At 62.8% G+C, this 23,717-nt stretch carries 13 protein-coding genes and 1 pseudogene; 12 read left to right on the top strand and 2 right to left on the bottom strand.

What is annotated here, in order from left to right; all coding sequences use genetic code 11:
* Positions 1-483: 483 nt before the first annotated feature.
* Positions 484-1,386 (top strand): ArdC family protein, encoded by a 903-nt coding sequence (locus ACVJ19_RS39820; protein WP_453955303.1) that lies wholly within the window; start codon positions 484-486, stop codon positions 1,384-1,386.
* A gap of 108 nt (positions 1,387-1,494) precedes the next feature.
* Here the strand turns inward: ACVJ19_RS39820 and ACVJ19_RS39815 are convergent, their stop codons facing one another.
* Positions 1,495-1,863 (bottom strand): hypothetical protein, encoded by a 369-nt coding sequence (locus ACVJ19_RS39815; RefSeq protein ID WP_453954504.1) that lies wholly within the window; start codon positions 1,861-1,863, stop codon positions 1,495-1,497.
* Between the two features lie 52 nt (positions 1,864-1,915).
* The gene (locus ACVJ19_RS39810) at positions 1,916-2,149 is read right to left on the bottom strand and encodes a hypothetical protein (protein ID WP_453954503.1); all 234 of its coding nucleotides are present in this window, start codon (positions 2,147-2,149) and stop codon (positions 1,916-1,918) included.
* 87 nt (positions 2,150-2,236) lie between these two features.
* Here ACVJ19_RS39810 and ACVJ19_RS39805 point away from each other — a divergent pair, with 87 nt between their 5' ends.
* From ACVJ19_RS39805 to ACVJ19_RS39755, 11 genes and pseudogenes are all read left to right on the top strand, one after another.
* Positions 2,237-2,611, top strand: coding sequence for a relaxase domain-containing protein (locus ACVJ19_RS39805; RefSeq protein WP_453954502.1), 375 nt, complete (start codon positions 2,237-2,239; stop codon positions 2,609-2,611).
* Positions 2,605-3,501 carry a cytochrome d ubiquinol oxidase subunit II gene (locus ACVJ19_RS39800; RefSeq protein ID WP_453954500.1) on the top strand — a complete coding sequence of 299 codons (897 nt, stop codon included), beginning with the start codon at positions 2,605-2,607 and terminating at the stop codon, positions 3,499-3,501. Before ACVJ19_RS39805 ends, ACVJ19_RS39800 begins: the two co-directional genes overlap by 7 nt.
* A complete protein-coding gene (locus ACVJ19_RS39795; protein WP_453954499.1) occupies positions 3,494-5,392 on the top strand; it encodes a sensor histidine kinase in 1,899 nt (632 codons plus the stop codon). The genes ACVJ19_RS39800 and ACVJ19_RS39795 overlap by 8 nt, the downstream gene beginning before the upstream one ends.
* Complete coding sequence (locus ACVJ19_RS39790; protein WP_453954497.1) at positions 5,382-6,758, top strand: sigma-54-dependent transcriptional regulator; 1,377 nt, start codon at positions 5,382-5,384, stop codon at positions 6,756-6,758. Before ACVJ19_RS39795 ends, ACVJ19_RS39790 begins: the two co-directional genes overlap by 11 nt.
* Before the next feature lie 152 nt (positions 6,759-6,910).
* Positions 6,911-8,629: a PHA/PHB synthase family protein gene (locus ACVJ19_RS39785; RefSeq protein ID WP_453954496.1), complete on the top strand. Its 1,719-nt coding sequence runs from the start codon at positions 6,911-6,913 to the stop codon at positions 8,627-8,629.
* Between the two features lie 604 nt (positions 8,630-9,233).
* Positions 9,234-11,611, top strand: a pseudogene (locus ACVJ19_RS39780) (TonB-dependent receptor).
* A gap of 362 nt (positions 11,612-11,973) precedes the next feature.
* Positions 11,974-12,201: an MbtH family protein gene (locus ACVJ19_RS39775; RefSeq protein ID WP_453954492.1), complete on the top strand. Its 228-nt coding sequence runs from the start codon at positions 11,974-11,976 to the stop codon at positions 12,199-12,201.
* A gap of 12 nt (positions 12,202-12,213) precedes the next feature.
* On the top strand, positions 12,214-12,969 hold the full coding sequence (locus ACVJ19_RS39770; RefSeq protein WP_453954491.1) for a thioesterase II family protein: 756 nt from the start codon (positions 12,214-12,216) through the stop codon (positions 12,967-12,969).
* On the top strand, positions 12,938-13,906 hold the full coding sequence (locus ACVJ19_RS39765) for a TauD/TfdA family dioxygenase (RefSeq protein ID WP_453954489.1): 969 nt from the start codon (positions 12,938-12,940) through the stop codon (positions 13,904-13,906). The genes ACVJ19_RS39770 and ACVJ19_RS39765 overlap by 32 nt, the downstream gene beginning before the upstream one ends.
* Positions 13,907-13,970: 64 nt before the next feature.
* A complete protein-coding gene (locus tag ACVJ19_RS39760; protein ID WP_456739507.1) occupies positions 13,971-20,591 on the top strand; it encodes an amino acid adenylation domain-containing protein in 6,621 nt (2,206 codons plus the stop codon).
* Positions 20,557-23,715 carry an amino acid adenylation domain-containing protein gene (locus tag ACVJ19_RS39755; protein WP_456739534.1) on the top strand — a complete coding sequence of 1,053 codons (3,159 nt, stop codon included), beginning with the start codon at positions 20,557-20,559 and terminating at the stop codon, positions 23,713-23,715. Before ACVJ19_RS39760 ends, ACVJ19_RS39755 begins: the two co-directional genes overlap by 35 nt.
* The last annotated feature ends 2 nt before the right edge of the window (positions 23,716-23,717 follow it).

The raw sequence follows: 23,717 nt of genomic DNA, 5'->3' as shown, positions 1-23,717 counted from the left end.
GAGCAGTAGGGCAGATAACCAGAGACGATATCTCATATCTCACTAGTATAGACCGAAAAGAAAAGCCCCGCCGAAGCGGGGCATAGCTCCAACTACATGCTTGCTCGCTGGTGTTTCCAGCAGCGATTGAACGTCGATTACTTCTGGCTGGCTGTGGATTGCCTTGAGAAGTATTTTAAAGCAGTCTTGCTTTTGAATGTGCGATCATCACTTGATTTCGGTCACGAAATCGAAAAGCTGTACGAGGCAGTGACCTGGCAGCCTCCGGCTGATCTCTTTCGCCTGGTTTGGGGCCTGCGGCCCCCATGCCGTCAAGGCCAAGCCCTTCGCGTGCTGCGGGCGGAAAACGATGGCCGTGTCGTCGCTCCGCTCCAGCCCGCACCAAATCCATCGTTTCCCGGTCTTGACGCCAATCCCCCGCTCATCGGCGCGAGCCTAGTCCGGTTGCATGCGCAACCGCTTCTGAGACTAGGAGAAAGATCAGTGAAAGCAGATGTCTACGAGCGTATCACCAGCCGCATCGTCGCCGAACTGGAGCAGGGTCTCAGGCCGTGGCTCAAGCCGTGGAATACCGAGCATGCAGCGGGACGCATTACGCGGCCCCTACGGATGAACGGCCAGCCGTATCAGGGAATCAACGTGCTGATGTTGTGGGGCGAGGCTGTCACGAAGGGCTTTTCCGCGCCGATCTGGATGACCTTCAAGCAAGCCGCTGAGATTGGCGCACATGTCCGGAAAGGCGAGCACGGCAGCCTAGTCGTCTATGCGGATCGCATCCGCAGGACGGAGCTGGATGAGGCGACGGGCGAAGAGGCAGAGCGCGAAATTCCGTTCCTGAAAGGCTACACCGTGTTCAATGTCGAGCAAATCGAGGGATTGCCGGCGCATTTCTATGCCCCGGCCGCACAACTCCTTAATCCAGTGCAACGCATCGAACGGGCGGATACATTCTTTGCCGAAACCGGCGCAACCATACGGCACGGCGGCAGCATGGCCTATTATAGCTCATCTGATGATCGGGTGCAGATGCCGCCGTTCGAATCATTCCCTGACGCCGAGACGTACTATGCCACGCTGGCGCACGAGATGACTCATTGGACGAAACCCGGCAAGCGCCTTGATCGTGACTTCGGGCGCAAGCGCTGGGGGGATGAAGGTTATGCGATGGAAGAGCTTGTCGCCGAGCTTGGCGCAGCATTCCTTTCGGCAGACCTGGATCTCACGCCGGAACCAAGGGAGGACCATGCATCGTACATCGCGTCCTGGCTCCAGATGCTGAAGAACGACAAACGCGCGATCTTCACTGCGGCGTCGCATGCCCAGCGCGCCGCCGACTACCTTAACGGCTTGCAGTCGGCCACTCGGATGATGAAGACGTCGGAGTGACGCTGCTTGGCTTCGCTGACCGCCGGTTTGATGTTGTCGAAACGGGATGAGATTTTAGAGTGTGTGCCGACGCAAAGGCTGCGCCGGCACTTGGTGTTGCAGGTCTAATTAGAACCTGAAGACGGCGCCGGTCTCGACCTGGAGGCGCAGTCTGTTCTCGTCGTCAACGTGGATCTGCAGCCAGTCGGCGGTGTCGATGCGCCCCACCAAGCTGGTGACGCAATCATCCGCGCCGAGGTTGCGGAAGACGACGCGGCCGGCCTGCAGCTCGTCGCGAACACTCTGGGAGGTTTCGGCGTCGGTGCTGTCAACCCAGACGTCGATCGACCCGAGAGCGCCGACGCTGATGTTGGCGATGCCGCCAATGTCCTCCGCGGTCGGCATCGTGGCGTGCGCGGCATCCAGAACGAGCAGGGTGAAACGCCGCGCCAGCTCATGGCTCCGAGCCAGCAGTTCGATAACAGTCTTAGGATTCATATGAGAGTACCTCTACATTGGTGAAGTCTAGGTGGAGACGGGAGACCGCTGATTAGGGAGGCCCCCGCGCTTGTGGCCGCCGAGACAGACCGAGCAGACGATCGATTGCTTCGCCCAAATAGAGCTCGATGATCTCGATCTCGCGACCGGACACCGGAATCGGATCGATCCAGGTCGTCGACAGTCCATAGCGTTCGGCTTCGGCGGCGCTTTGTACCCGGCGCTCCCGGTCATTCGCTTGGTCCGCCCGTGTTCGATCGGTCGCTGTGTTGGAATGATTTGACATGGCAGCCTCCGTTGATGAGGCGCCATTGAAGCGCAGGAATCCCTCGTTCCTTTTGGAAGCCAAAGTGCTGGTTGATTGGAAGGCAAAGTGACGTACGAGCGACGTCACTTTGGCTTCCAAAAGGGCCCTGCCTACCTTCTGGAAAAATCGACCTCCATTTATTCGGAGGTCATCGTGGTTGCGAGCATCGGCAAAGGGACTGTTGCGCAATACTATCTGCGCAGGACGGAATATTATCTCACCGGCAAAGAGCCCGCCGGCGTTTGGTTGAGCGATTCACCGGCGCTCGGCATCAAGGTTGGGCAGTTAGTTGAAGGCGATCTGTTCGAGAAGTTGCACGCCGGTCTTGGACCGGACGGACGCAAGCTGATCACGAATGATGGCGGCAAAGAGCGGGTCTCCGGTTTCGATCTGACGCTGAGCGCCCCGAAATCGGTCAGCATCTCGGGATCGGCATGTTGATGCATCGGGCGACGCCGGACGAGCGGGACACCATGGTCGCCTCGATCGGCCCGTTCTGGGACGCGAATGAGACCTGGCTCGTTCTCGGTGTCGGCCTTCTCCTCGTCGCCTTCCCGAAAGCGCATGGACTGGTCCTGTCGGAATTGTACCTGCCGACCGCCCTCATGCTGGTCGGTCTGATCCTCCGCGGCGCGGCCTTTGATTTCCGGGTCAAGGCCAAGGCCGACCGGAAGGCGATGTGGGATCGCATGTTCATCGCCGGATCGATGCTGGCGTCGGTATGCCAGGGCTGGATGCTCGGCCGCTACATCAGCGGGTTCGGCGAGGGCTGGAATTATCCGATCTTCGCCGGCGCAATCGCGATTGCTCTGCCGATGGCCTATGCGCTGCTCGGCGCGACATGGCTCGTGATGAAGACGCATGGCGAGCTGCAGGAGAAGGCGATCGAGTGGAGCAAGATCGCCTTCGCACCTATGGTCCTGGGCCTGATCCTGATCTCGATGGCAACGCCGTGGATCAGCGAGACGGTCCGCGTCAGGTGGTTCACCCTGCCGGCGATGATCGCGGTGGCCTCGATCCCGATCACGACCAGCGTTGCGCTGCTGACGGTCCGCCTTTTGCTGGGGGCACCGGCCGTGCGCGGCGCGCTGTGCTGGCTGCCCTTCGCGCTGCTGGTGCTCGTGTTCTTCCTGAGTTTCCTTGGCCTCAGCTACAGCATCTACCCCTATGTCGTGATCGACCGGCTCACGGTCTGGCAGGCTGCCAGCAGTCCGGAGTCGCTCCGAGTCATACTGATCGGGGTCTGCGTGACGCTGCCGGTCATCATCGCCTATACCGGATTTTCCTATCGCGTATTCCGAGGCAAGACCATAGAGTTAGACTATGCGTGAGTGGCCTGCCGCGATTGCCGGCGCTCCCGGGTTTGTGCTGGTTCACAAGATGACGGAGCTTTCATCCCTGGTGAACGTCAAGGAGCCTGCCAAGGTCGGTTCGGTGGCGCCTGCTTCCATGCGTTGGTTCATTCGCGGCGCATTTGCCCTTGCGTTGGTCGCCGCCGCGGCGTGGCTCGGATACGCGGTCACGTTTCGCCGGGGACTGGACCATTTGCACGCCGCCGCCCAGCAGCGGCTGGCCGTCGAGGCTGCCAGGCTCGACGGCTATCTCTCGAGATTTGAATATCTCCCGTCTCTCCTGGAGACGTCACCCGGCGTGTTCCGGCTGCTGGAGGCGCCCAGCGATCCCGCACTGCAGCAAGCCGTCAGCCTCTATCTGAAATCGATCAACCTGCTGGCGGGAGCCGACAACCTCTATGTCCTCGGGGTCACCGGCGCGACGCTGGCCGCGGCTGATTTCGACCAGCCTGGAACACCCTTCGGCGAAAATCTGTCGTATCGTCCCTATGTGAGCGAAGCGCTCGCGACCGGTCGCGGCGCATTCTTCGGTGTCGGTATCACCACCGCGCGTGCCGGCTATTATCTGTCCTATGCCCTGAAGGATCGCGGGACGACGAGGGGGATCGCGACCGTCAAGGTCAATCTGGATTCGTTCGAGCGGGCGTGGCGCAACACCGACAACGACATTCTATTGGTCGACGAGCGCAAGGTCACGATACTCGCCTCCCGTGACGAGTGGCGCTATCGCCCGATGGCGCCGCTGTCGGTTCAGACACGCGATGACATTGCGCGATCCAAACCCTACGGAAACCACGATCTTGTTCCACTTGGATGGACGTCCGTCGATCAGTCCGCGAACGGGACGGCACGGATCACGGCGGAGAACGGTACCGCCTATACGGTCAGCGAGCTGCCAATCAACCGCGGTCTCTGGAAGCTCGTGCTTCTCGATGACGAGGCGCCCACGCAGCAGACCGCGCTCGTCATCGGGATCATATCGGGTCTCGCCGCCCTCGTCGCGCTGCTGGCGCTTGGTCTTGTCGAGCAGCGCCGCCGGGAGATCAAGCAACGTTTGGCGAGCCAGGCCGAGTTGCAGGCGGCCAACGACATGCTCGAGACCCGGGTGCAGGAGCGCACCGCAGAATTGCGGGCTGCGCAGGATGAACTCGTCCATGCCGGCAAGCTGGCTGCCCTCGGCCAGATGTCGGCCGGCATCGTGCATGAGTTGAACCAGCCGCTGGCGGCCCTGCAAACTGCGGCCGACAATGCGGTCCTGCTCGTCGACCGCGGATCGATTGGCGATGCTCGCGGAAATCTCACCCGAATTGGCGAATTGGTGCGGAGGCTCGGCCGTTTGACCAGCCAGCTCCGGGTGTTCGCGTACAAGTCGAGCAGCCCGCTTGGCGCGGTGTCCGTCGAGCATGCGGTGGCTGAAACGCTCAAGATTTTGGCCGGACGTGTCAAGGAGGGCGGTGTTGCCGTGGCGACGGAGATGGACGCGAAGCTCTGCGTCATTGCCGATCAGACGCGGCTCGAGCAGCTGCTGTGCAACATTGTCGCCAATGCGCTGGATGCCGTGGAAGGTGTCGAGCGGAAGTCGATCCTGATCCGGGCGGGCAGGGAAGAGGCGCAGATCGCCCGTTGCCGCATCACGATCAGCAACAGCGGGCCGGCGATCGCCTCCGATGTCCTGCAGCGCATGTTCGAGCCGTTCGTGACGACCAAGCCCGCGGGCAAGGGGCTCGGCCTCGGCCTGATGCTTTCAAATCACATTGCACGCTCGTTCGGCGGTGAACTGCATGCGCGAAACCTGACGCCTGAAGGTGCGGAATTCGTCGTGACCCTTCCATTGGCAGAGATAGCAGAGGCGGCCTCGCATGGGCGATGACCAATCGATCGGCGTGATCTATGTCGAGGACGACGACGACGTCCGGATCGGCGGCGTCCAGGCGCTCGAGCTCGCGGGATTTTCCGTGTCCGGGTTCGCTTCCGTCGAGACCGCCAACGGTTCCGTTCGTGCCGACATGCCCTTTGTCGTGGTCTGCGACGTGCGCCTGCGCGGGCGCAGTGGTCTCGATTGGCTGTCCGACCTGCGGCGGCTGGATCAGGATCTGCCGGTGATCCTGATCACCGGTCATGGCGATATTTCGATGGCCGTGCAGGCGATGCGGACCGGCGCTTATGACTTCATCGAGAAGCCCTGCTCCTCGGAGCAGTTGATCTCGGTGGTGCGCCGGGCGGCGGAGAAGCGGCGGCTGACGCTCGAGGTGCGATCGTTGCGGTCCGCCCTGGCGGATCGCCAGGGCATCGAGGTCAGCCTGCTCGGTCGGTCGCCGCAGATCCAGGAGGTGCGTCGGCTCGTCTCCACCCTGGCGGCGACCAATGTCGACGTCACGATCTATGGTGAAACCGGGACCGGCAAGGACGTCGTCGCGCGCTGCCTGCACAATCATAGCGGCCGCCGCGGCGGCAACTACGTCGCGGTGAACTGCGGCGGCCTGCCGGAATCGCTGGTCGAGAGCGAGCTGTTCGGCCACGAGGTGGGAGCCTTCACCGGTGCCACCCGCCAGCGGATCGGCAAGATCGAATACGCCAATGGCGGAACGCTGTTCCTCGACGAAATCGAAAGCATGCCGCCGAGCGTGCAAGTCAAGCTGCTGAGGTCGCTGCAGGATCGCTCGATCGAGCGCGTCGGCACCAACAAGCCGATCGCGGTGGATTGCCGCGTCGTGGCCGCGAGCAAGGTGAATCTGCTGGAGCTCAGCGAAAAGCGGCTGTTTCGTGCCGATCTTTACTATCGCCTCGGCGTCGCTTTCATCGAGCTGCCGCCGCTGCGCGAACGGCGGGAAGACATCCCGCTGCTGTTCGAGCACTTCACCCTGGATGCGGCGAGGCGCTTCGAGCGCGACGCCCCGATCCTGGACGAGCAAACCATGTCTCATCTCCTGGCCTATTCGTGGCCGGGCAACGTACGCGAGCTTCGCAACGTCGCCGACCGTTTCGTGCTCGGTGTCCTCGACAGCAAGGCGGTCAACAAGTCCGGCTTCGGCGCGTCGGATGTGTCTTTGCCGCGGCAATTGGAGAACATTGAGCGATCGATCATCGAGGATGCGCTGCGGCGGAAGCAGGGCGACGTCCAGGCAACGGCTGCGCTTCTCAGCATTCCGAAGCAGACGCTGTACGATAAAATCAAACGCCTCTCCGTGAACGTCGACGGCATCAGGGAGGGCGCGACCGTCCGCTCCGGATCCTAAGATCGCAGCGAACGATTGCGGCGCGCAGGGGCTGTCCCTGTGCGCGGCGGGACAGCTAGCTCTCGGTGCATGCGAGAGCAAAGGGCGCCAGGCAGAAGCTGCCCGAAAACCAGACGTCAACAACCAATCAAGCTTGCCAAGTGAGGAACGCCATGAATCGGCCATTCAACATGCCTGACGAATTTGTCGAAGGCTTCATGAAGGCGGGGGAAAGCCTGTGGCGCTCGCTTGGATGGGCGCCGAACGGCGATCGCGACGGGGCGAACCTCGGCTCAGCCCTGAATTCATCGGGGCGTCTCGCCGAATTGCAGGCCGAGCACCTGAAGCGGCTGTACCAGCTCACCGAGCACGTCGTCAAATCGGCCGCCGGCGTGCAGGGCGAAGGAGGCATTGAGCCTGCGCGCGGCGACCGCCGGTTCAACGCCACGGAATGGCGGGACAATGCGGCCTATAGTCTGTTGAAGCAATGCTATCTGCTGAACGCGCGCTACTGCGTCGACTTCGTCGAGGCGCTGGATCTCGACGAGAAGGAAAAGCATCGGCTGCGCTTCTTCACGCGCCAGCTCGTCGAGGCGATGAGCCCGACCAATTTCCTCGCCACCAATCCGGATGTCATCAAGCTCGCGACGGACAGCGAAGGCCAAAGCCTCAAGACGGGCCTGGAGAACCTGATGAGTGATCTGGGCAGGGGTAGCCTGACGATCACGGATGAGGAGGCTTTCGAGGTCGGAAAGGATGTCGCCGCATCCAGGGGCGCGGTTGTGTTCGAAAACGAGCTGTTTCAGCTCATTCAATACGAACCTGCGACGGAGCAGGTGGCCGCCCGGCCTCTGCTGATCGTGCCGCCCTGCATCAACAAGTTCTACATTCTCGACCTCCAGCCGGCCAATTCGTTCGTTCGATTCGCGGTCGAGAACGGCTTCACGGTCTTCGTGGTTTCGTGGCGCAACCCGGATGCCTCCTGCGGTCACATTCGATGGGACGACTACGTCGAGGATGGCGCCATGCGCGCCATCGACATCGCCCGATCGATTTCGGGCGCAGACAAAATCAACGTCCTGGGCTGGTGTGTCGGCGGAACGATCCTGTCATCCGCTTTGGCCATTCTGCGAACGCGCGGCGATGAATCGGTTGCCAGTGTGACGTTGCTGACAACCATGCTCGACTTCCAGGAACCCGGCGATCTCGGCGTGTTCGTGGACGAGGAGGGGGTGCGGCAGCGCGAGCAGACAATCGGGAAGGAAGGCATCTACCGCGGCGCCGAGCTCGGCTTCGTCTTCCAGACGCTGCGGTCGAAGGAGCTGATCTGGCCGAACGTCATCAACAACTATCTGAAGGGAAAATCGCCGGAGCGTTTCGATCTGCTGTTCTGGAACGCCGATGTCACCAACCTTCCCGGGCCAATGTATTGCTTCTACATCAGGAACATGTACCTCGAGAACAATCTTCGGGAGCCGAGCCGGTTGACAATGTGCGGCACACCAGTCGATCTGGGCCGGGTCGATCTGCCTGCTTACGTGCTGGCGACGGCCGAAGATCACATCGTGCCGTGGCGATCGGCCTATCGCACCACCGGCCTGCTCAGTGGCAACACCCGCTTTGTGCTCGGCGCCAGTGGACACATTGCCGGTGTGATCAATCCCGCCTCCAAGAACAAGCGAAGCTATTGGCTGTCGGATCGGCGTTGCGACGATCCCGCCGCGTGGCTTGCGAGCGCTGACGAAAAGCCGGGCAGTTGGTGGAACGATTGGATCGCATGGCTCAAGCCCTGGGCTGAAGATCGGGTGCCCGCCCGGACGCAACTCGGAAGCAACCTCTATCCTCCGGGGGAAGCAGCACCAGGCCGATATGTGAAAGCGAAGGCGAGCTGACATCGCTGAAGGCCCGTACCAGTCATAGGCCTGGTTCGGCGCGTGACGGCCGGTGAGAGCCTGAGCACGGAAATCGCCTATCGCGACGTCTTCGATCATTGCGCAAATAATGCCGATGCTGTTGCTCATCCTAGAAGCGCACTGGACGCAGAAGGGGTGCGACACTCTGCGCAGGTCTCCCACTGCGTGGCTCCGAGGACTTCGGACGGTTTGGCTCCCGTTCGAAGTCGGCGATGTTTTTCCTGGGGGCTGGCAAAGAGCATCCCGGATTGCATCAGCCGAATTACGACTTCCAGATCAGCTGACAGAATTGGTGCAAGAGTATTCATGCGTACGATACGCAGCCTGCTCGGCCAAATGGAGATTCCGGACGGAGTGACGGAATATCGCCAGCATGTCGCATGCTGATCGACGATTAGAACGAGTTGAAACTAGAAACATTCAAAATCGTTGCAACGAATTGGAAGCCGCAGAAGCGCTCCTCCAATCGCGACGGTTTGTCGTACAACCTTAGATAACTTCTAGTTCCCAATCCCTTCTCGGACCACCCTCGTATGTTAGGAAGCGCGGGGACGTGCTTGCTAGTGGAATTGGGGTGCAAGGAATGAGGCGTGAACTCTCGGCCAGTAAAATCGTGCGGACGCTATCGCTGGGAGCGGTGAGTTATCTTGCGCTGTCGCTGGAATCGTCAGGTGAATTTCAGCAGGCGTTTGCGCAAACCAATCTGCCGCCGGTGACCGTCGATGCTCCCAAGCCAAGAGTTCGGCAGTCGATCCAGAGGTCACAGTCGACGCGCGCCTCGCGCGGACAAAGATCCGTCGCCGCGGCGGCTCCTCGCCAGGCGGCGCCCGTTCCCTATGTGGTGCCGTCGACCGGTACGGTCGGCACGGTGCCGCCCGCGTACGCAGGCGGCCAGGTCGCAACCGGCGGAAGTCTCGGTCTTCTCGGTAATCGCGGCGTGATGAACACGCCGTTCAACCAGACCAGCTATACGGCGGAGCTCATGCAGAACCAACAGGCACGCACGATTCGCGACGTTCTGGCCAACGATCCTTCGGTCCGTGTCGTGCAGGCAGCAGGTGGCGGCGCGGACAGTCTCTTCATTCGCGGCTTCTACTATGACAGCGGCGACTACGGGCTGAACGGTCTCTATGGAATCGCTCCGTATTATTCCTCGGGCGCAAATTTCGTCGAGCGCGTCGAGGTGCTGAAGGGGCCAAGTGCGCTTCTCAACGGCATGACAGCCGGTGGCACCGGCGTCGCAAGCGGTGGCGCGGTCGGCGGCAGCGTCAATCTGATCACCAAGCATGCGCCCGACGTCGATATTACGCAGCTCACGGCAACGTACGTTTCAAAATCGCAGTTTGGCGAGAATATTGACGTTAGTCGCCGCTACGGTGAACACAAGGAATGGGGTGTTCGGCTGAACAGCACCTATTCGAACGGCAATACGCCTTGGAATCGTCAAACGGATGAATTCGGCAACGCGGTTCTGGGTCTCGATTATCGCGGAGAGCGCGTGCGCGCGGCAGTTGATATCGGCTATCAGGCCGACAATCTGAATCCGCCGTTGCGTTTCTTCAATGTTCCGACCACGACGACGGTCATCCCTTCGCCACCGAAGGCCGGACTCAACTTCCAGGTTCCGTGGGCGTATTATGCCCCGACCGACTTTTTTACGACCGCCAGAGGCGAGGTGGACCTCACCGACTGGATAACCGCGTATGGGGCGTTCGGCGCTATCACGATAGCAACATCAACTACGCCTATCCGTCGCCCAACATCTCCAATGTCGCGGCAGGGGGATTGACGTCGCCGCCCGGCGTCTTCCAGTTGGGAGGTTTGTGGTCGCGGCCGTTTGCCGGCAAGGAAACATTCGAAACGCTCGCGGGCGAGGCCGGTGTCCGGGCGACGGTGGATACTGGCCCCGTCAATCATGCAGTGAACGTCAACTACTCGATCAACGACCGGACCTACAATCAGAAAGTCTGGACTCGCTCGAACAGTGCGCTTGCGGACCTGATCTTCTGGAATCTGTACACCGAGCCGACAAACATAGCGAAGCCGAATTTCTCGACGTTGTCTGCCAGCCAGGCCACTGGCGTATCCCTCTCGAGCGTCGGCGCTTCCGACACTATGTCGATCCTGAACAAGCGCGTGCAGCTTACGCTTGGGGTTCGCCGTCAGACCGCTGGAACGGAAGTGACGAACTTCCTGAGCCCGGCCTTGAGCCGACCGGAGCAAGACACGTCCGTCTGGAGCCCTGCATACGCAGTTCTCGTCAAGCCGGTCGAAAACGTCGCGCTCTATGCGAATTACATCGAAGGCCTCCAGACACCCGTTGTGGTCAGCGGCGCCTTCGCGAATGTCGGCACAGTGTTCCCGCCGGCGCAGACGAAGCAGGCTGAGGCGGGCATGAAGATCGACGCGGGTCGATTCACGACCACGCTGAGTGTGTTCGATATCAGCCAGCCGAGCATCATTTCGGTGGGCTCCGGCGTTACCGCAACGCAACAACTCAACGGCAGACAGCGCAATCGGGGTGCTGAACTCAACGTATTCGGCGAGATCACGCCCGACATCCGTGTTCTCGGCGGCGTCGCGCTGATTGACGGTGTGCAGGAGCAAACTCAAGGCGGGATCAACGACGGAAAGAAGGCGGTCGGCGTGCCCGTCGTCAACGTCAATATGGGTGCGGAGTGGGACACGCCGTTTGTACCTGGCCTCACGTTTACGGGCAGGGTCATCTATACGGGCTCGCAATACGTCAACGTCACGAATACGCTGACCTTGCCTGAATGGACGCGTGTCGATATCGGGGCGCGATATACCTTTACGTCGCCCTGGAACGGAAAGCCGATCGTCGTGCGCGCCAATATCGAGAACGTCGGCAACAAGGCGTACTGGGCTTCGGCCTATAGCGGGGTTATCACGCTCGGTGCGCCCCGGACCTATCTGGTGTCTACCACCTTCAATTTCTGAATCGCTTCCTTGGAAATCGGAGTGCATGCCGTCGCGGTCGCTCCGCGGCGGCATTGTTTTGTCATGAGCCATTCGATGCAATTGATGACGATGCGATGAATTATGGCCCGCGACAAAACGCGCGATCCTGTCGCATCGGAAAAGTTCCTCCTTGCGCAGTTAGAATTGCAGCAATCGACGACGCGCTCCGAAATCTCGATATTTTCCCGCGTGTTGATGCGCAAGCGCGGAGGTTGCATTGTGTCCGTCCGTCGCCAGTTTTGAGGTCTTAAAAAATGTCGCGTCGATATTGCTTTGACCATCGTCTGCTTCTGACCTAGTCAAACGTCTCTGCTCTCGCTTTTCGAAAAGGGGATCGCGCCATGATGGTGTTCGACAGGGACGACGTCACCTTCACCGTCGTCGTCAATCATGAAGAGCAATACTCCATCTGGCCGACGTTCAAGGAAATTCCTGGCGGCTGGAAGGCGGTGGGCAAGACGGGCAGCAAGAAGGAATGTCTCGACCACATCGAGCAGGTGTGGACCGACATGCGCCCGCTCAGCTTGCGCAAGTTCATGGACGAAGCGACGCCTCAGCAGTCGGCGTAGCCCGGTCGTCCGATGCGACTTCTTTGTCTGCCTTATTCCGGCGGCAGTGCCATGTTTTATGCGCGGTGGCGCAGGCTTTTGCCGTCGTGGATCGACGTTCGGCCGGTGGAGTGGCCCGGGCGCGGCGCGCGCATGGACGAACCGCTGGCGACCGACCCGCGTGTGTTGGTAGCGCAGCTCGCTGGCGAACTGGCCGCGCGGATCGACGGGCCTTACGCATTGTTCGGGCACAGCCTCGGTGCCGTGATCGCGTACGAGCTCGCACATGGCCTGCTTGATCGTGGAGCACCTGCGCCGGCCATTCTCTTTGCTTCGGGCGCGGAAGCGCCGGCGGTTCGGGACGGCAGCAAGTGGCGCCAGCCCTTGAGCGACGAAGCGCTGATGCAGGAGCTGCGCAGTCTTCAGGGCACGCCCGACGAGGCGTTGTCGAATGCAGAGCTGATGCGATCCGCGCTGCCGGTGCTCCGCGCCGACTTCTTGATGTGCGGGGCCTATGTCTACCGGCCCCGCCGTCCGCTGCCATGCCCCGTGCACGTCTTTGGCGGAGCGGACGACGAGACCGGCCGTGAGGCGCTTGAGGCCTGGCGGCAGGAGACCTCGGCGTCATTCATGCTCGATATTCTGCCCGGGCATCACTTCTTCATTCACACGCAGCAGGCTGAGCTGATCGACCGGATCGGCGCGGCGCTGGCCCGGCAATCGGGGCGATCGATTGGTTTGCATCGGAGCGAGGATCATGAGCGCGTTCTCCGTCCAGCCACTCATTGAGGGCAGAACTCTTCCCCTGCTGCTCAAGGCAGATGAAGCCGGGGAGCCGCTCGGCAAAGCACTTCCCATGCTGCGCGAAGCGATCGACCGGCACCTGACCGACAGTGGCGGCATCGTGTTTCGCGATTTCTCGCTCGATGGTCCCGATGCGTTTCGGGCTTTCGCGACCGATTTCGGTCATCCGCTGCTCACTTACGAGTTCGGATCGACGCCGCGTTCGCAGGTGACTTCCGGGGTCTATACATCCACGGAGTATCCGCCGCATCAGCATATCCCGCTGCACAACGAGCAGGCCTATACCCGCGATTGGCCGATGAAGATCTGGTTCTATTGCATGCAGCCGGCGCTGGAGGGCGGGGAGACGCCCATCGCCGACAGCCGCGCCATCCATCGCGACATGCCGCCGGCCATTCGCGAGCGATTCGCGGACAAGGGCGTGATGTATGTGCGGAACTACGGCAACGGCCTCGACGTCGACTGGCAGCAGGTGTTCGGCACCGACTCCAGATCGGAGGTGGAGGCGTACTGCGCTCGTCACGAGATCGAATGCGAGTGGAAGGAGGATGGCGAGCTCCGCACACGCCAGGTCTGTCAGGGTACGGCGCGGCATCCCGTCACGGGTGAATGGGTCTGGTTCAACCAGGCACACCTGTTCCATGTCTCCAATCTCGAGCCGGAGGTGCGCGAGAGTCTTCTCGACGTGGTCGACGACGAGGCCGATCTGCCGCGCAACGTCTTTTACGGCGACGGTTCGATGATCGAGGATGAGACGTTGTCGACGGTCCGGACCGTTCTCGAGAAGCACAAGATCAGCTTTCCCTGGCAGGCCGGCGACGTCGTGATGCTCGACAACATGCTCACTGCGCACGCGCGTGCCCCATTCAAGGGACCGCGCAAGGTCATTGTCGCAATGGCCGAAGCTCATCGGCCGGGGTGATCGCCGCACCCGTCATTCGACCGGTGAGGATTTTCGGCCCGCGGCCGGATAGGGATTCGAGAACATGGACAGATCCAACCTCGTCGAACGCTTGCGGGAGCACGCCGCCCTGCGGCCGGAGAAGGTGGCGTTGCGATTCCTGGAAGGCGACGACGTCGGCGATGAACTGACGTTTGTCGCGCTCGATGTGCGGATCAGGGCGCTTGCCGCGTGGTTGCAGCAGATGGGCGGCGCAGGCGAGCGGGCGGTAATCCTGCTTCCGAGCGGAATCAACTATGCCGTGGCGTTCTATGCTTGCCTGTATTCGGGCGTGATCGCTGTGCCGGCTTATCCGCCAGAGGGCGGCCCCGAACGCTATGCAGGACGTCTCAACGGCATTTTGCGCGACGCGGCGCCTCGCTTCATCCTGGTGGAGACGGCTCTGCGCGCTCTCATCGAAGCGACGCTGCCCGAATTGGGCGACGTGCAAATCGTTGCGGTGGATACCATCTTGCCCGAACTCGCGGCGGACTGGCGCGAGACGAGGCCCGCGGCCGATGCGATCGCGTTCCTCCAATACACGTCCGGATCAACCTCGGAGCCGAAGGGCGTTTGCGTCTCTCACGGCAATCTGGCGGCCAACGAGCGCGCGATTGAAGCGGCCGGCGGTGGAACGCCGGACGACGTCTTTGTGAGCTGGCTGCCGCTCTATCACGACATGGGACTGATCGGCGGGCTCCTGAATCCGCTGTTCACTGGCTTTACCGGCGTCCTGATGTCGCCGCGGAATTTCCTCGAGCGGCCGCGACGCTGGCTCGAGGCTATCGACCGTCACGGCGGCACGATGAGCGGTGGCCCTGACTTTGCGTACTCGCTGTGCGCCGACCGCATTTCGGACGAGACGATCGATCGACTGGACCTGAGCCGGTGGAAATTCGCATTCTCGGGGTCCGAGTTCGTCCGCCGGACCACCCTCGAGAAGTTCGGCGACCGGTTCGCGCGGGCCGGGTTCAATCGACGGGCGTTGACAGCCTGCTACGGCCTGGCTGAAGCGACGTTGCTGGTAACGGCCGGCGACATCACCACCGAGACCAACAGCTATACGCTCGACACTGCGGAGCTTGCCGCAGGCCGCGTCGCGAATGCCGGCGAAGGCACCGACCTCGTGGCATGCGGTCGAACCGCTGCAGGTCACGTCACGCGCATCATGCGTGTCGACGGATCGGCCGTGGCCGAGCCGAATGAGGTGGGCGAGATCTGGGTGAGCGGTCCAAGCGTCGCACTTGGATATTGGAACAATCCTGAAGCCACGCACCAAGCCTTTGTCGAGCGGGATGGCGCGCGTTGGCTGCGCACCGGTGACGTAGGCTTCATTCGCGACGGCGCCCTTGTCGTAGCTGGGCGTCTCAAAGACCTGCTGATCGTTCGCGGACAGAACGTCTATCCGACTGATGTCGAGCAGGCAGTCGAAGCCGAGGTCGAATCCGTCCGCAGCGGGCGGGTTGCCGCTTTTCCGGTCGAAATGGACGGGCGCGAAGCCATCGGCGTGGCGGCGGAGTTCAGCCGCGCCGTGCTCAAGCGCAGCGACCCGGAAGCGCTCGCACATGCGATCGGCGAAGCCGTACTCCGGCAGGCGCAGGAATATCCGGCCGTGATCGTCCTGCTGAACCCGCAGGCGATGCCGCTGACCACGAGCGGCAAGCTGCAGCGGTCGGCCTGCGCGGCACGCCTCGCCGACAATACGCTCGACAGCTTTATGGTGTTCGAAAGAGGCCGTCGCCGCGGCGGAGCATCCCTGACGGCGCCGGCGACAAATACCGAACGTGCCGTCGCGTCGATCTGGTGTGACGCGCTTGGGGTTGCGGTGGTCCATCGCGAGGACGACTTCTTCGTGCTGGGCGGAAATTCGATCGCGGCCGGTCAGGTCGCTGCTGCGATCCGCGACCGCTTGAACGTGGAAGTGGAGCTGCGCACGTTCTTCGACGCGCCGACGCTCGCAGTCTTCGCCGGCCGGATCGATGCCCTGGCGGGGACCGGTGCCGGGCGAGCGCTGCCGCCGATCCCGTGGGCCGCCTCGGCCGATCGTGCGACGCTGTCGCACGCGCAGGAGCGGCTGTGGTTCCTCTGGAACATGGATCCGGCCGGGACAGCGTACACTGTTGCAAGCACGGTCCGCCTGAAGGGGCAGCTTGATCATGCCGTTCTGTCTCGCGCTCTCGGCGAGATCGTCCGTCGTCACGAGATATTGCGCACCACATTCACCGCCAGGGACGGTCGTGGAACGCAGCTCGTCCACGATGTCATGGGCATTGGCATCCGACACGAGGATCTCCGCTCTTTTTCCGCGCGGGAACGCGCCGAGCGCGCGGAGATGCTCAAGCGAGCCGCGCTCGGCAGGCCGTTCGATCTCACGAACGGGCCGCTGCTGCGCGCGGTTCTGCTTCAGCTCGCGGACGATGCTCATGAATTGCTGCTGCTTGCCCATCACATCATCGTCGATGGTTGGTCGCTCGACGTGTTGCTCGAAGAGCTGGCCGCGCTCTATCGCAGCGGCATCGGTCAGGGCGCGGGCGCGCCGCCGATTCCGGCGATTCAATACGCGGACTTCGCGGCCTGGCAGCGAAACTGGCTCGCTGGAGGCGAGGGCGATCGGCAGCTCGCGTATTGGCGCGCCAAGCTCGGCGATGTTCATCCGGTGCTGGCGCTGCCGCATGATCGGCCTCGCCCGGCGCTCCAGAGCCATGCCGGCGATACGGTCAGTCTTGCGATCGACGGCGCACTCGCTGTCCGGCTCCGGGAGATCGCGGCAAAGCAGCGCGTCAGCGTCTTCATGCTGCTGCTCGGCGCATATCAGGTGCTGCTCCATCGCTACACCGGCCAAAACGATCTGCGCGTCGGCGTGCCGATCGCAGGGCGTCGGCATACGCAGCTCGAACGGCTGATCGGATGTTTCGTCAATACGCTGGTGCTGCGGGCTGAGATTGCAGGCGAAGCGAGCTTCCCGAGCCTGCTGCAGCAGGTCAAGGAATCGGTGGTCGAGGCGCTGTCTCATCAGGATCTTCCGTTCGAAACGCTGGTCGACAGCCTCAGACCCGAACGCAGCGGCGGCCACAATCCGCTGTTCCAGGCGAAGTTCAACTACATGACGATGCCGGGCGGGTTCGCCGGCGTCGAAGGGCTCACCGCCGAAATCGACATCATCGATCTCGCGGGTTCGCATTTCGATCTCGCGCTCGACGTCATCGATGGCGCCGTCGGCATGAAGGTGACGTTCAACTACGCCACCGATCTGTTTGACCATTCGACCATCGCACGGCTGGCGGTGCAGTTCGGTTCGATGCTGCGCCAGATCGCCGACAATGCCGAACGGCGGATATCGGACTTCGTCATCGACGATGGGCACCGGCAGACTGTGCCGAAGCAGGCCGCGGCGTTCGGCTTCACCGATGTAGTCAACCTTCACCGTGCGGCGACCGCAGATCGACAGACCGCCATGGCCATCCGCTGCGGCCGGGAGCAATTGACCTTTGCTGATCTCGAGCAGCGGTCGAACCGTGTCGCGCGTGCCCTCATCGCCAAGGGCGTGGCGCGCGAGATACCGGTCGCGCTGTGGATCGAGCGCTCGCCGGCCTTTGTCGTCGCCTTGCTCGGTGTGCTGAAGGCCGGCGGCGCTTACGTTCCGCTGGATCCGAAATGGCCGTTGGAGCGCATTCGTCGCATCCTGACGGACGGCGGCATCGACATCGTACTGGCGGCGGATGAGAAATTGTCGAACGCGCGTGGGCTCGGCTGCCTGGTGCTCGATGCGAAGGCGGAGGCCGCGTGCGAGGAGGCATCGAGCCTGCCGGTCGGCACGGCGATCCACCCGGAGCAGGCCGCCTACGTTATCTATACCTCGGGTTCGACCGGCGTACCGAAGGGAGTCAGCGTCTCGCACGGCGCCTTGGCCAATTACGTGCAGGCTCTGCTGCAGCGCCTGGAGCCGCGTCCGTCGGCGAACATGGCGATGGTCTCGACGGTGGCGGCTGATCTCGGTCACACCGTCCTGTTCGGCGCGCTCGCGTCCGGCCGGACGCTGCATCTGCTACCTCCGGAGGCCGTGTTCGATGCGGATGCGTTCGCGCAAGCCATGCGCGAGGGCGAGGTCGACATTCTCAAGATCGTGCCGAGCCATCTGCGAGGGCTGCTTCACGCCTCGCGCTCGGCCGACCTTCTACCCCGCGAGACGCTCATTCTTGGGGGAGAGGCTTGCGACCAGGCACTGCTGGACGAAGTATGGCGCTTGCGTCCGGAATGCCGGGTTCTGAATCACTACGGGCCAACGGAAACGACCGTCGGTGTGGTGACGCATGAATGCGCGGCTGAACGCGACAACAACCCGGTGCCGATTGGACTGCCACTTGCCAATTTGCGCGCCCATATCCTGGATGATGCGCTGAACGAAGTGCCGATCGGGGTCACCGGCGAACTCTATATCGGCGGAGCCGGGCTGGCGCGGGGCTATCGCGGTGCAGCGGACCTGACTGCGGAACGCTTCGTGCCGGATCCGTTCGGGGAAGCAGGCGAGCGCCTCTACCGAACCGGGGATCGCGTCCGCTGCGATGGGGCGGGCCGGTTGATATTCCTGGGCCGTTCCGATGACCAGATCAAGTTGCGCGGCTATCGCATCGAGCTCGGCGAGATCGGGCGCGTCATCAAGGCGCTGCCGGGGATCGATGATGCCGTGGTCGTTCAGCACGCGATCGGGGCGAGTGCCGAGCGCCAGGAGCTGGTTGCCTATTGTGTGCCCGAGAGCGGCAGTGATCTGCAGGCCGCTACAATCAAGCAACATCTGGCTGCGATCGTTCCGGACTATATGGTGCCGTCGCACGTCGTCATCTTGGCGCGACTGCCGCTGACGCCCAACGGAAAGGTCGATCGTCGCGCGTTGCCGGAGCCTGCTGACGAGACGTCTGGCGGCTATTCCGCGCCTGCGGGCAATATTGAAGTTACGATCGCGGCGGTCTGGTGCGAGGTGCTCGGTCGCGAGCGTGTGGGCCGCAATGACAACTTCTTCGAGCTCGGCGGCGATTCCATCCTCAGCCTTCAGATCATCGCCCGCCTGCGCAAGCGCGGCATCCGGCTGACACCGAAGCAGATCTTCAGCCAGCAGACGGTTGCCGGACTGGCGACGGTCGCCGTCATGTCGACGGCGGCAACCGCGAAAAGAGAGAAGCGGGGCACGAAGACCTCGACCGACCGCGATGTTGAACCTGGCATGCGTCACCTGATGCCGATTCAGGCTCGCTTCTTCGCCGAGGATATCGACAACCGAGATCACTGGAATCAGGCGGTGCTGCTGCTGCCCCAGATGCAAGTCGACTGGGAGACGCTGCGGCGCGCGCTCGCAGCGATCGTGGAGCATCACGATGCGTTGCGCCTGCGGTTCAAGCAAGTGGATGGCGCCTGGCGGGCGGAGCTGGGCCCTGCGCCGGTGCCATCTGAATTGTTGTGGATGCATGCGGACGTCGGTGGTGCGACGGAGATCGCCGGGTTCGCCCGCGCCGCGCAGGAAAGCCTTTCGCTGTCTTCGGGGCCGCTGCTGCGCGCCGTCGGCATGGATCTCGTGGACGGCAGCCAACGGCTGCTGCTTGCGATCCATCATCTCGTTGTCGATGGCGTATCCTGGCGTATCCTGCTGGAAGACCTGGCTTCGGCCTATGACCAGCTGCAATGCGGCAGTCCCGTCACGCTGCCTCCGAAGAGCGACTCCTATGCTTCGTGGAGCGAGCGGCTGCATGCCTATGCTGCGACCGCGGAGATTGAGGCCGAATTGCCCCACTGGTGCGATTGCGGTGCCGGCGCGCGCTTGCCGTGTGACGATGACCATGGCGGCGTCGATCGCGTCGGTGACGGCGGCGAGGTGTCGTTGGTGTTCGATGCCGACCTGACGTCGCGACTGCTCGAACAGGCGCCCTCTGCCTATCGGACCCAGGTCAATGACCTCTTGCTGGCCGGTCTCGCGCGTGCGGCGTCGCGCTGGAGCCAGCACGACGAGGTCACGGTGGAGCTCGAAGGCCACGGCCGCGAGGACATTTTCCCGGACGCGGATGTATCGCGTACCGTCGGCTGGTTCACGACGGCATTCCCGGTCCGGCTGAAAGCTGCGGCCGCCGACGAAGCCACGCTGATCAAGGCGGTCAAGGAAAGGCTTCGCGCGATTCCGTATCGCGGCCTCGGTTATGGCGTACTGCGTCATCTCGGCTCCGAGCGGCAGCGCCATGCCCTGGCGCAATTGGTGGAGCCCCAGATCGTCTTCAATTATCTCGGCCGCTTCGACGCGAGCGTCGGCGCCACCCAGCGCTTCACCTTCGTACCGGAGAGTGCAGGTCCCTCGCGCAGCGCCACGGCGCCCATGCGCGGCTGGCTGAACGTCACCGGGCTCGTGCGTGAGGGCCGGCTCGAATTGTCTTTCGGTTACGGACGCAAGCGCTACCGGCGCGCCCACGGTCGAGCGACTGGCGGCACATTACGAGGATGCGCTGCGCGAACTGGTCGCGCATTGCTGCAACGGAGCGTTCGGCCTTACGCCATCGGATGTCGCATTGTCCGGGCTCGGTCAGGCCGATCTCGATCGGCTCGCGACGACCCTGGATCTTCGCGGCATCGAGGACATCTATCCGCTCTCGCCGATGCAGCAAGGCATGCTGTTCCATGCACTGCGTGATGGTGCCAACGATGCTTATGTGAATCAGGTCGGGCTCGAGCTGTTCGGCGTCGATACCGGCAAGCTGCGGGCCGCGTGGCAGGCGGTCAGCGACCGGCATGCCGCGCTGCGGACCGGGTTTGTCTGGCAGAACCTGTCGGGCGCAGCGCAGCAGGTGGTGCATCGCCATGTGACGGTGCCGTTCGCCGAAGAGGATTGGCGCGATGGATCGCGCATGGATTTGGAAGCCGCACTGGCCGAGACATCCCGGCGTGACCGCGAAAAGCGCTTCGACGTTTCACAGCCGCCCCTGCAGCGCATTCGCTTGATTCGCCTCGACGACGACCGTCACTGGCTGATCTGGACTCATCATCACATCTTCGTCGACGGCTGGAGCTCCGCCCGGCTGGTTGCGCAGGTGTTGCAGCATGTGGGCGACCGTGTATTGCCGGCCGTGCAGGGCAGCTATCGTGACTACATTGCATGGCTGCAAAGCCGCGATCGCGAGAGCGCCGAGAGGTTCTGGCACGAGGCGCTGGCAGAGCTCGAAACGCCGACGCTGCTCGCGAACGCGGTGGCGACCCGCAAGACCGTCGGGTCCGAGGGGCACGCCAGTGTCGAGCTTGCGGTAGAGGCGGCGCTGACCGAGCGGCTGAAGTCGTTCGCAAAGCACGAACGGGTGACGCTCAATACGCTCATACAGGGGGCGTGGGCGCAATTGCTGCGCAGACATTCGGGGCAGTCCGCGGTCTGCTTCGGCGTGACCATATCGGGTCGTCCGGCCGAATTGCCCGGCTCAGAGGAGATGGTGGGCCTCTTCATCAACACGCTTGCCATCGTCGATGCGCCGAACCCGCAGGCCATCGTCGGTGATTGGCTGCGCCAGTTGCAGGAACAGAATCTGGCTCTGCGCGAGTACGGCTGGACCCCGCTCTACGAAATTCAGCGCCTCGCCGGCCGTGCCGGGCAGCCGCTGTTCGACAGCATCCTGGTGTTCGAGAACTATCCGATCGACGAGGGGCTATTGCGGGGCATGGAAGGCGGCCCGCGGCTGGGGCGTGTGGCGCACTTGACGCCAACGAACTACGCTCTGGCGGTTGCGGTGTTCGCCGCAAGCGACAGGCTGAACATCGAATTCAACTATGACCCGTGCCGGTTCGAGGAGGCGGCCATCCTGCGTCTTCGCGACGTTCTGCACGGCCTGCTGGAGCGGATCGTAGCGAATGCGGAGCGTGTGCTCGGTGATCTCGAATCGGCAGCCGATCAAGACGCGCGACGAATTCTCGAATGGAGCGGTGCAGTGCAGCTGTCGTCGGCATCTTCCTGTGCCGACGTCGTGACGCATATCGAAGCGCAGGCCGCGCAGGCGCCGTCCGCGGTTGCCATCGTATGGGGCGACCAGCGCATCTGCTACGGCGAGTTGAACACGCGGGCCAACGCGCTCGCACGGCGCCTCCGCCTCTGGAATCTCGGCCCGGATCGGTTGGTCGGCATTGCCCTGACGCGAAGCCCGGAGATGATCATTGCGCTGCTCGCGGTCCTGAAGGCTGGTGGCGCCTATCTGCCGCTTGATCCGGATTATCCGACCGAGCGGCTTGCCTACATGTTGCGTGACAGCGGCGCGGCGTTGGTCCTGACACAGGGCGTGCTGCTCGAGCCGCTCGCGCCGGTGCTGCGCGAAGCCGGGATCGAGGCGCTCTGCATTGACGAGCCATCGCCGTCCGCCGGGGATCACAGCGGTAACTTGGACGTCGAAATCCATCCGGACAGCCTGGCCTATGTCATCTACACCTCGGGGTCGACTGGACTGCCGAAGGGCGTGGCCGTTTCGCGCGGGCCGCTTGCCATGCATTGCGAAGCGGTTGGCCGGCTGTACCGCACGACATCCCGCGACCGCGAGTTCCAGACGGCGTCGATCAATTTCGATATTGCCCACGAGCGATGGCTGGTGCCGCTGATGACGGGCGGGGCGCTGGTGCTCCCCTCGAAGCCCGGCCTCTTGATCGACGATCTCGTCAGCGAGATCGCGCGCAATTCGGTGACTTCGATCTTTCTTCCGCCGGCCTATGCGGATCAATTGAGCGCGGCCTTGCGGCAGGGTGGGCGCAGGCTTGCGATCAGGGCTTGTATCGTCGGTGGCGAAGCGTGGTCCGATACCGGGATCAGGGCATTCCGCGAGGCCGCCGATGTCGATCTTCTGGTCAACGCTTACGGCCCGACCGAGACGGTGATCGCTCCAACGGCGTGGATCGTCGATGACGCCGTGTTGACATCTGGCCAGCCCGCGCCAATTGGACGGCCCGTCGGTGCGAGGTCCGTACACATCCTCGATTCCGACCTCAACATCGTTCCCGTTGGTGTCACCGGCGAGCTGTTCATCGGTGGTGTTGGCCAGGCCCGCGGCTATCTGAACCGAGAGGCACTGACCGCGGAGCGGTTCGTGCCCGATCCATTCAGCGATAGCGGCACGCGCCTCTATCGCACCGGCGATCTCGCGCGCTGGCGCGACGACGGCGTGATCGAATATGCCGGCCGCGCAGACCGGCAGGTGAAGATCCGTGGCTTCCGCATCGAGCTCGGCGAGATCGAGGCGCGTCTGCTCGAGCAGCACGGCGTCCGTGCGGCGGCCGTGGTGGCCGGTGAAGGCAGGACCGGGCGCCAGTTGTTCGCCTATGCGAGCGGTGAGCCCACGCTCGACGGCGACGCCTTGCGCGACGCGCTGTCTGCCATTCTGCCGGATTACATGGTGCCATCGACGGTCATGGTGCTGGAGCAACTGCCGCTCACGCCCAACGGGAAGATTGATCGGCGGGCACTGCCGGCGCCGGGCGAGGATGCGCTGACGCGCGGCTCCTATGAGGCACCCGAAGATGAGATCGAACTCGCACTGGCGGGGATCTGGGCGGAGTTGCTCGACGTCGACCAGGTCGGACGCAACGATCACTTCTTCGAGCTTGGCGGACATTCCTTGCTTGCCGTGCGGGTGCTCAGCCGGGTGTCGCAGGAGATCGGTGTGTCGATCGCGGTCTCGGATCTGTTCGCTCATCCCGATCTCGCGTCATTCGCACGCGTCGTGTCGATCAGGTTGATCGAGCAGGAATTTGACGTCGATGAGCTCCAGGAACTGGTCGGAGCGGAGCAGTGAGC

The sequence above is a fragment of the Bradyrhizobium sp. USDA 376 genome (assembly GCF_054063675.1).
The sequence above is the reverse complement of the archived record's forward strand: the minus strand, read 5'-3'. Positions and strand labels throughout refer to the sequence as shown.

Bases quoted from the DNA above. Each gene is read 5' to 3' on its own strand.
- ACVJ19_RS39795 (WP_453954499.1), top strand. From the start codon at position 3,494: ATGCGTGAGTGGCCTGCCGCGATTGCCGGCGCTCCCGGGTTTGTGCTG.
- ACVJ19_RS39755 (WP_456739534.1), top strand. From the start codon at position 20,557: ATGCAGCAAGGCATGCTGTTCCATGCACTGCGTGATGGTGCCAACGAT.
- ACVJ19_RS39800 (WP_453954500.1), top strand. From the start codon at position 2,605: ATGTTGATGCATCGGGCGACGCCGGACGAGCGGGACACCATGGTCGCC.
- ACVJ19_RS39765 (WP_453954489.1), top strand. From the start codon at position 12,938: ATGAGCGCGTTCTCCGTCCAGCCACTCATTGAGGGCAGAACTCTTCCC.
- ACVJ19_RS39770 (WP_453954491.1), top strand. From the start codon at position 12,214: ATGCGACTTCTTTGTCTGCCTTATTCCGGCGGCAGTGCCATGTTTTAT.
- ACVJ19_RS39815 (WP_453954504.1), bottom strand. From the start codon at position 1,863: ATGAATCCTAAGACTGTTATCGAACTGCTGGCTCGGAGCCATGAGCTG.
- ACVJ19_RS39775 (WP_453954492.1), top strand. From the start codon at position 11,974: ATGATGGTGTTCGACAGGGACGACGTCACCTTCACCGTCGTCGTCAAT.
- ACVJ19_RS39810 (WP_453954503.1), bottom strand. From the start codon at position 2,149: ATGTCAAATCATTCCAACACAGCGACCGATCGAACACGGGCGGACCAA.
- ACVJ19_RS39760 (WP_456739507.1), top strand. From the start codon at position 13,971: ATGGACAGATCCAACCTCGTCGAACGCTTGCGGGAGCACGCCGCCCTG.
- ACVJ19_RS39785 (WP_453954496.1), top strand. From the start codon at position 6,911: ATGAATCGGCCATTCAACATGCCTGACGAATTTGTCGAAGGCTTCATG.
- ACVJ19_RS39790 (WP_453954497.1), top strand. From the start codon at position 5,382: ATGGGCGATGACCAATCGATCGGCGTGATCTATGTCGAGGACGACGAC.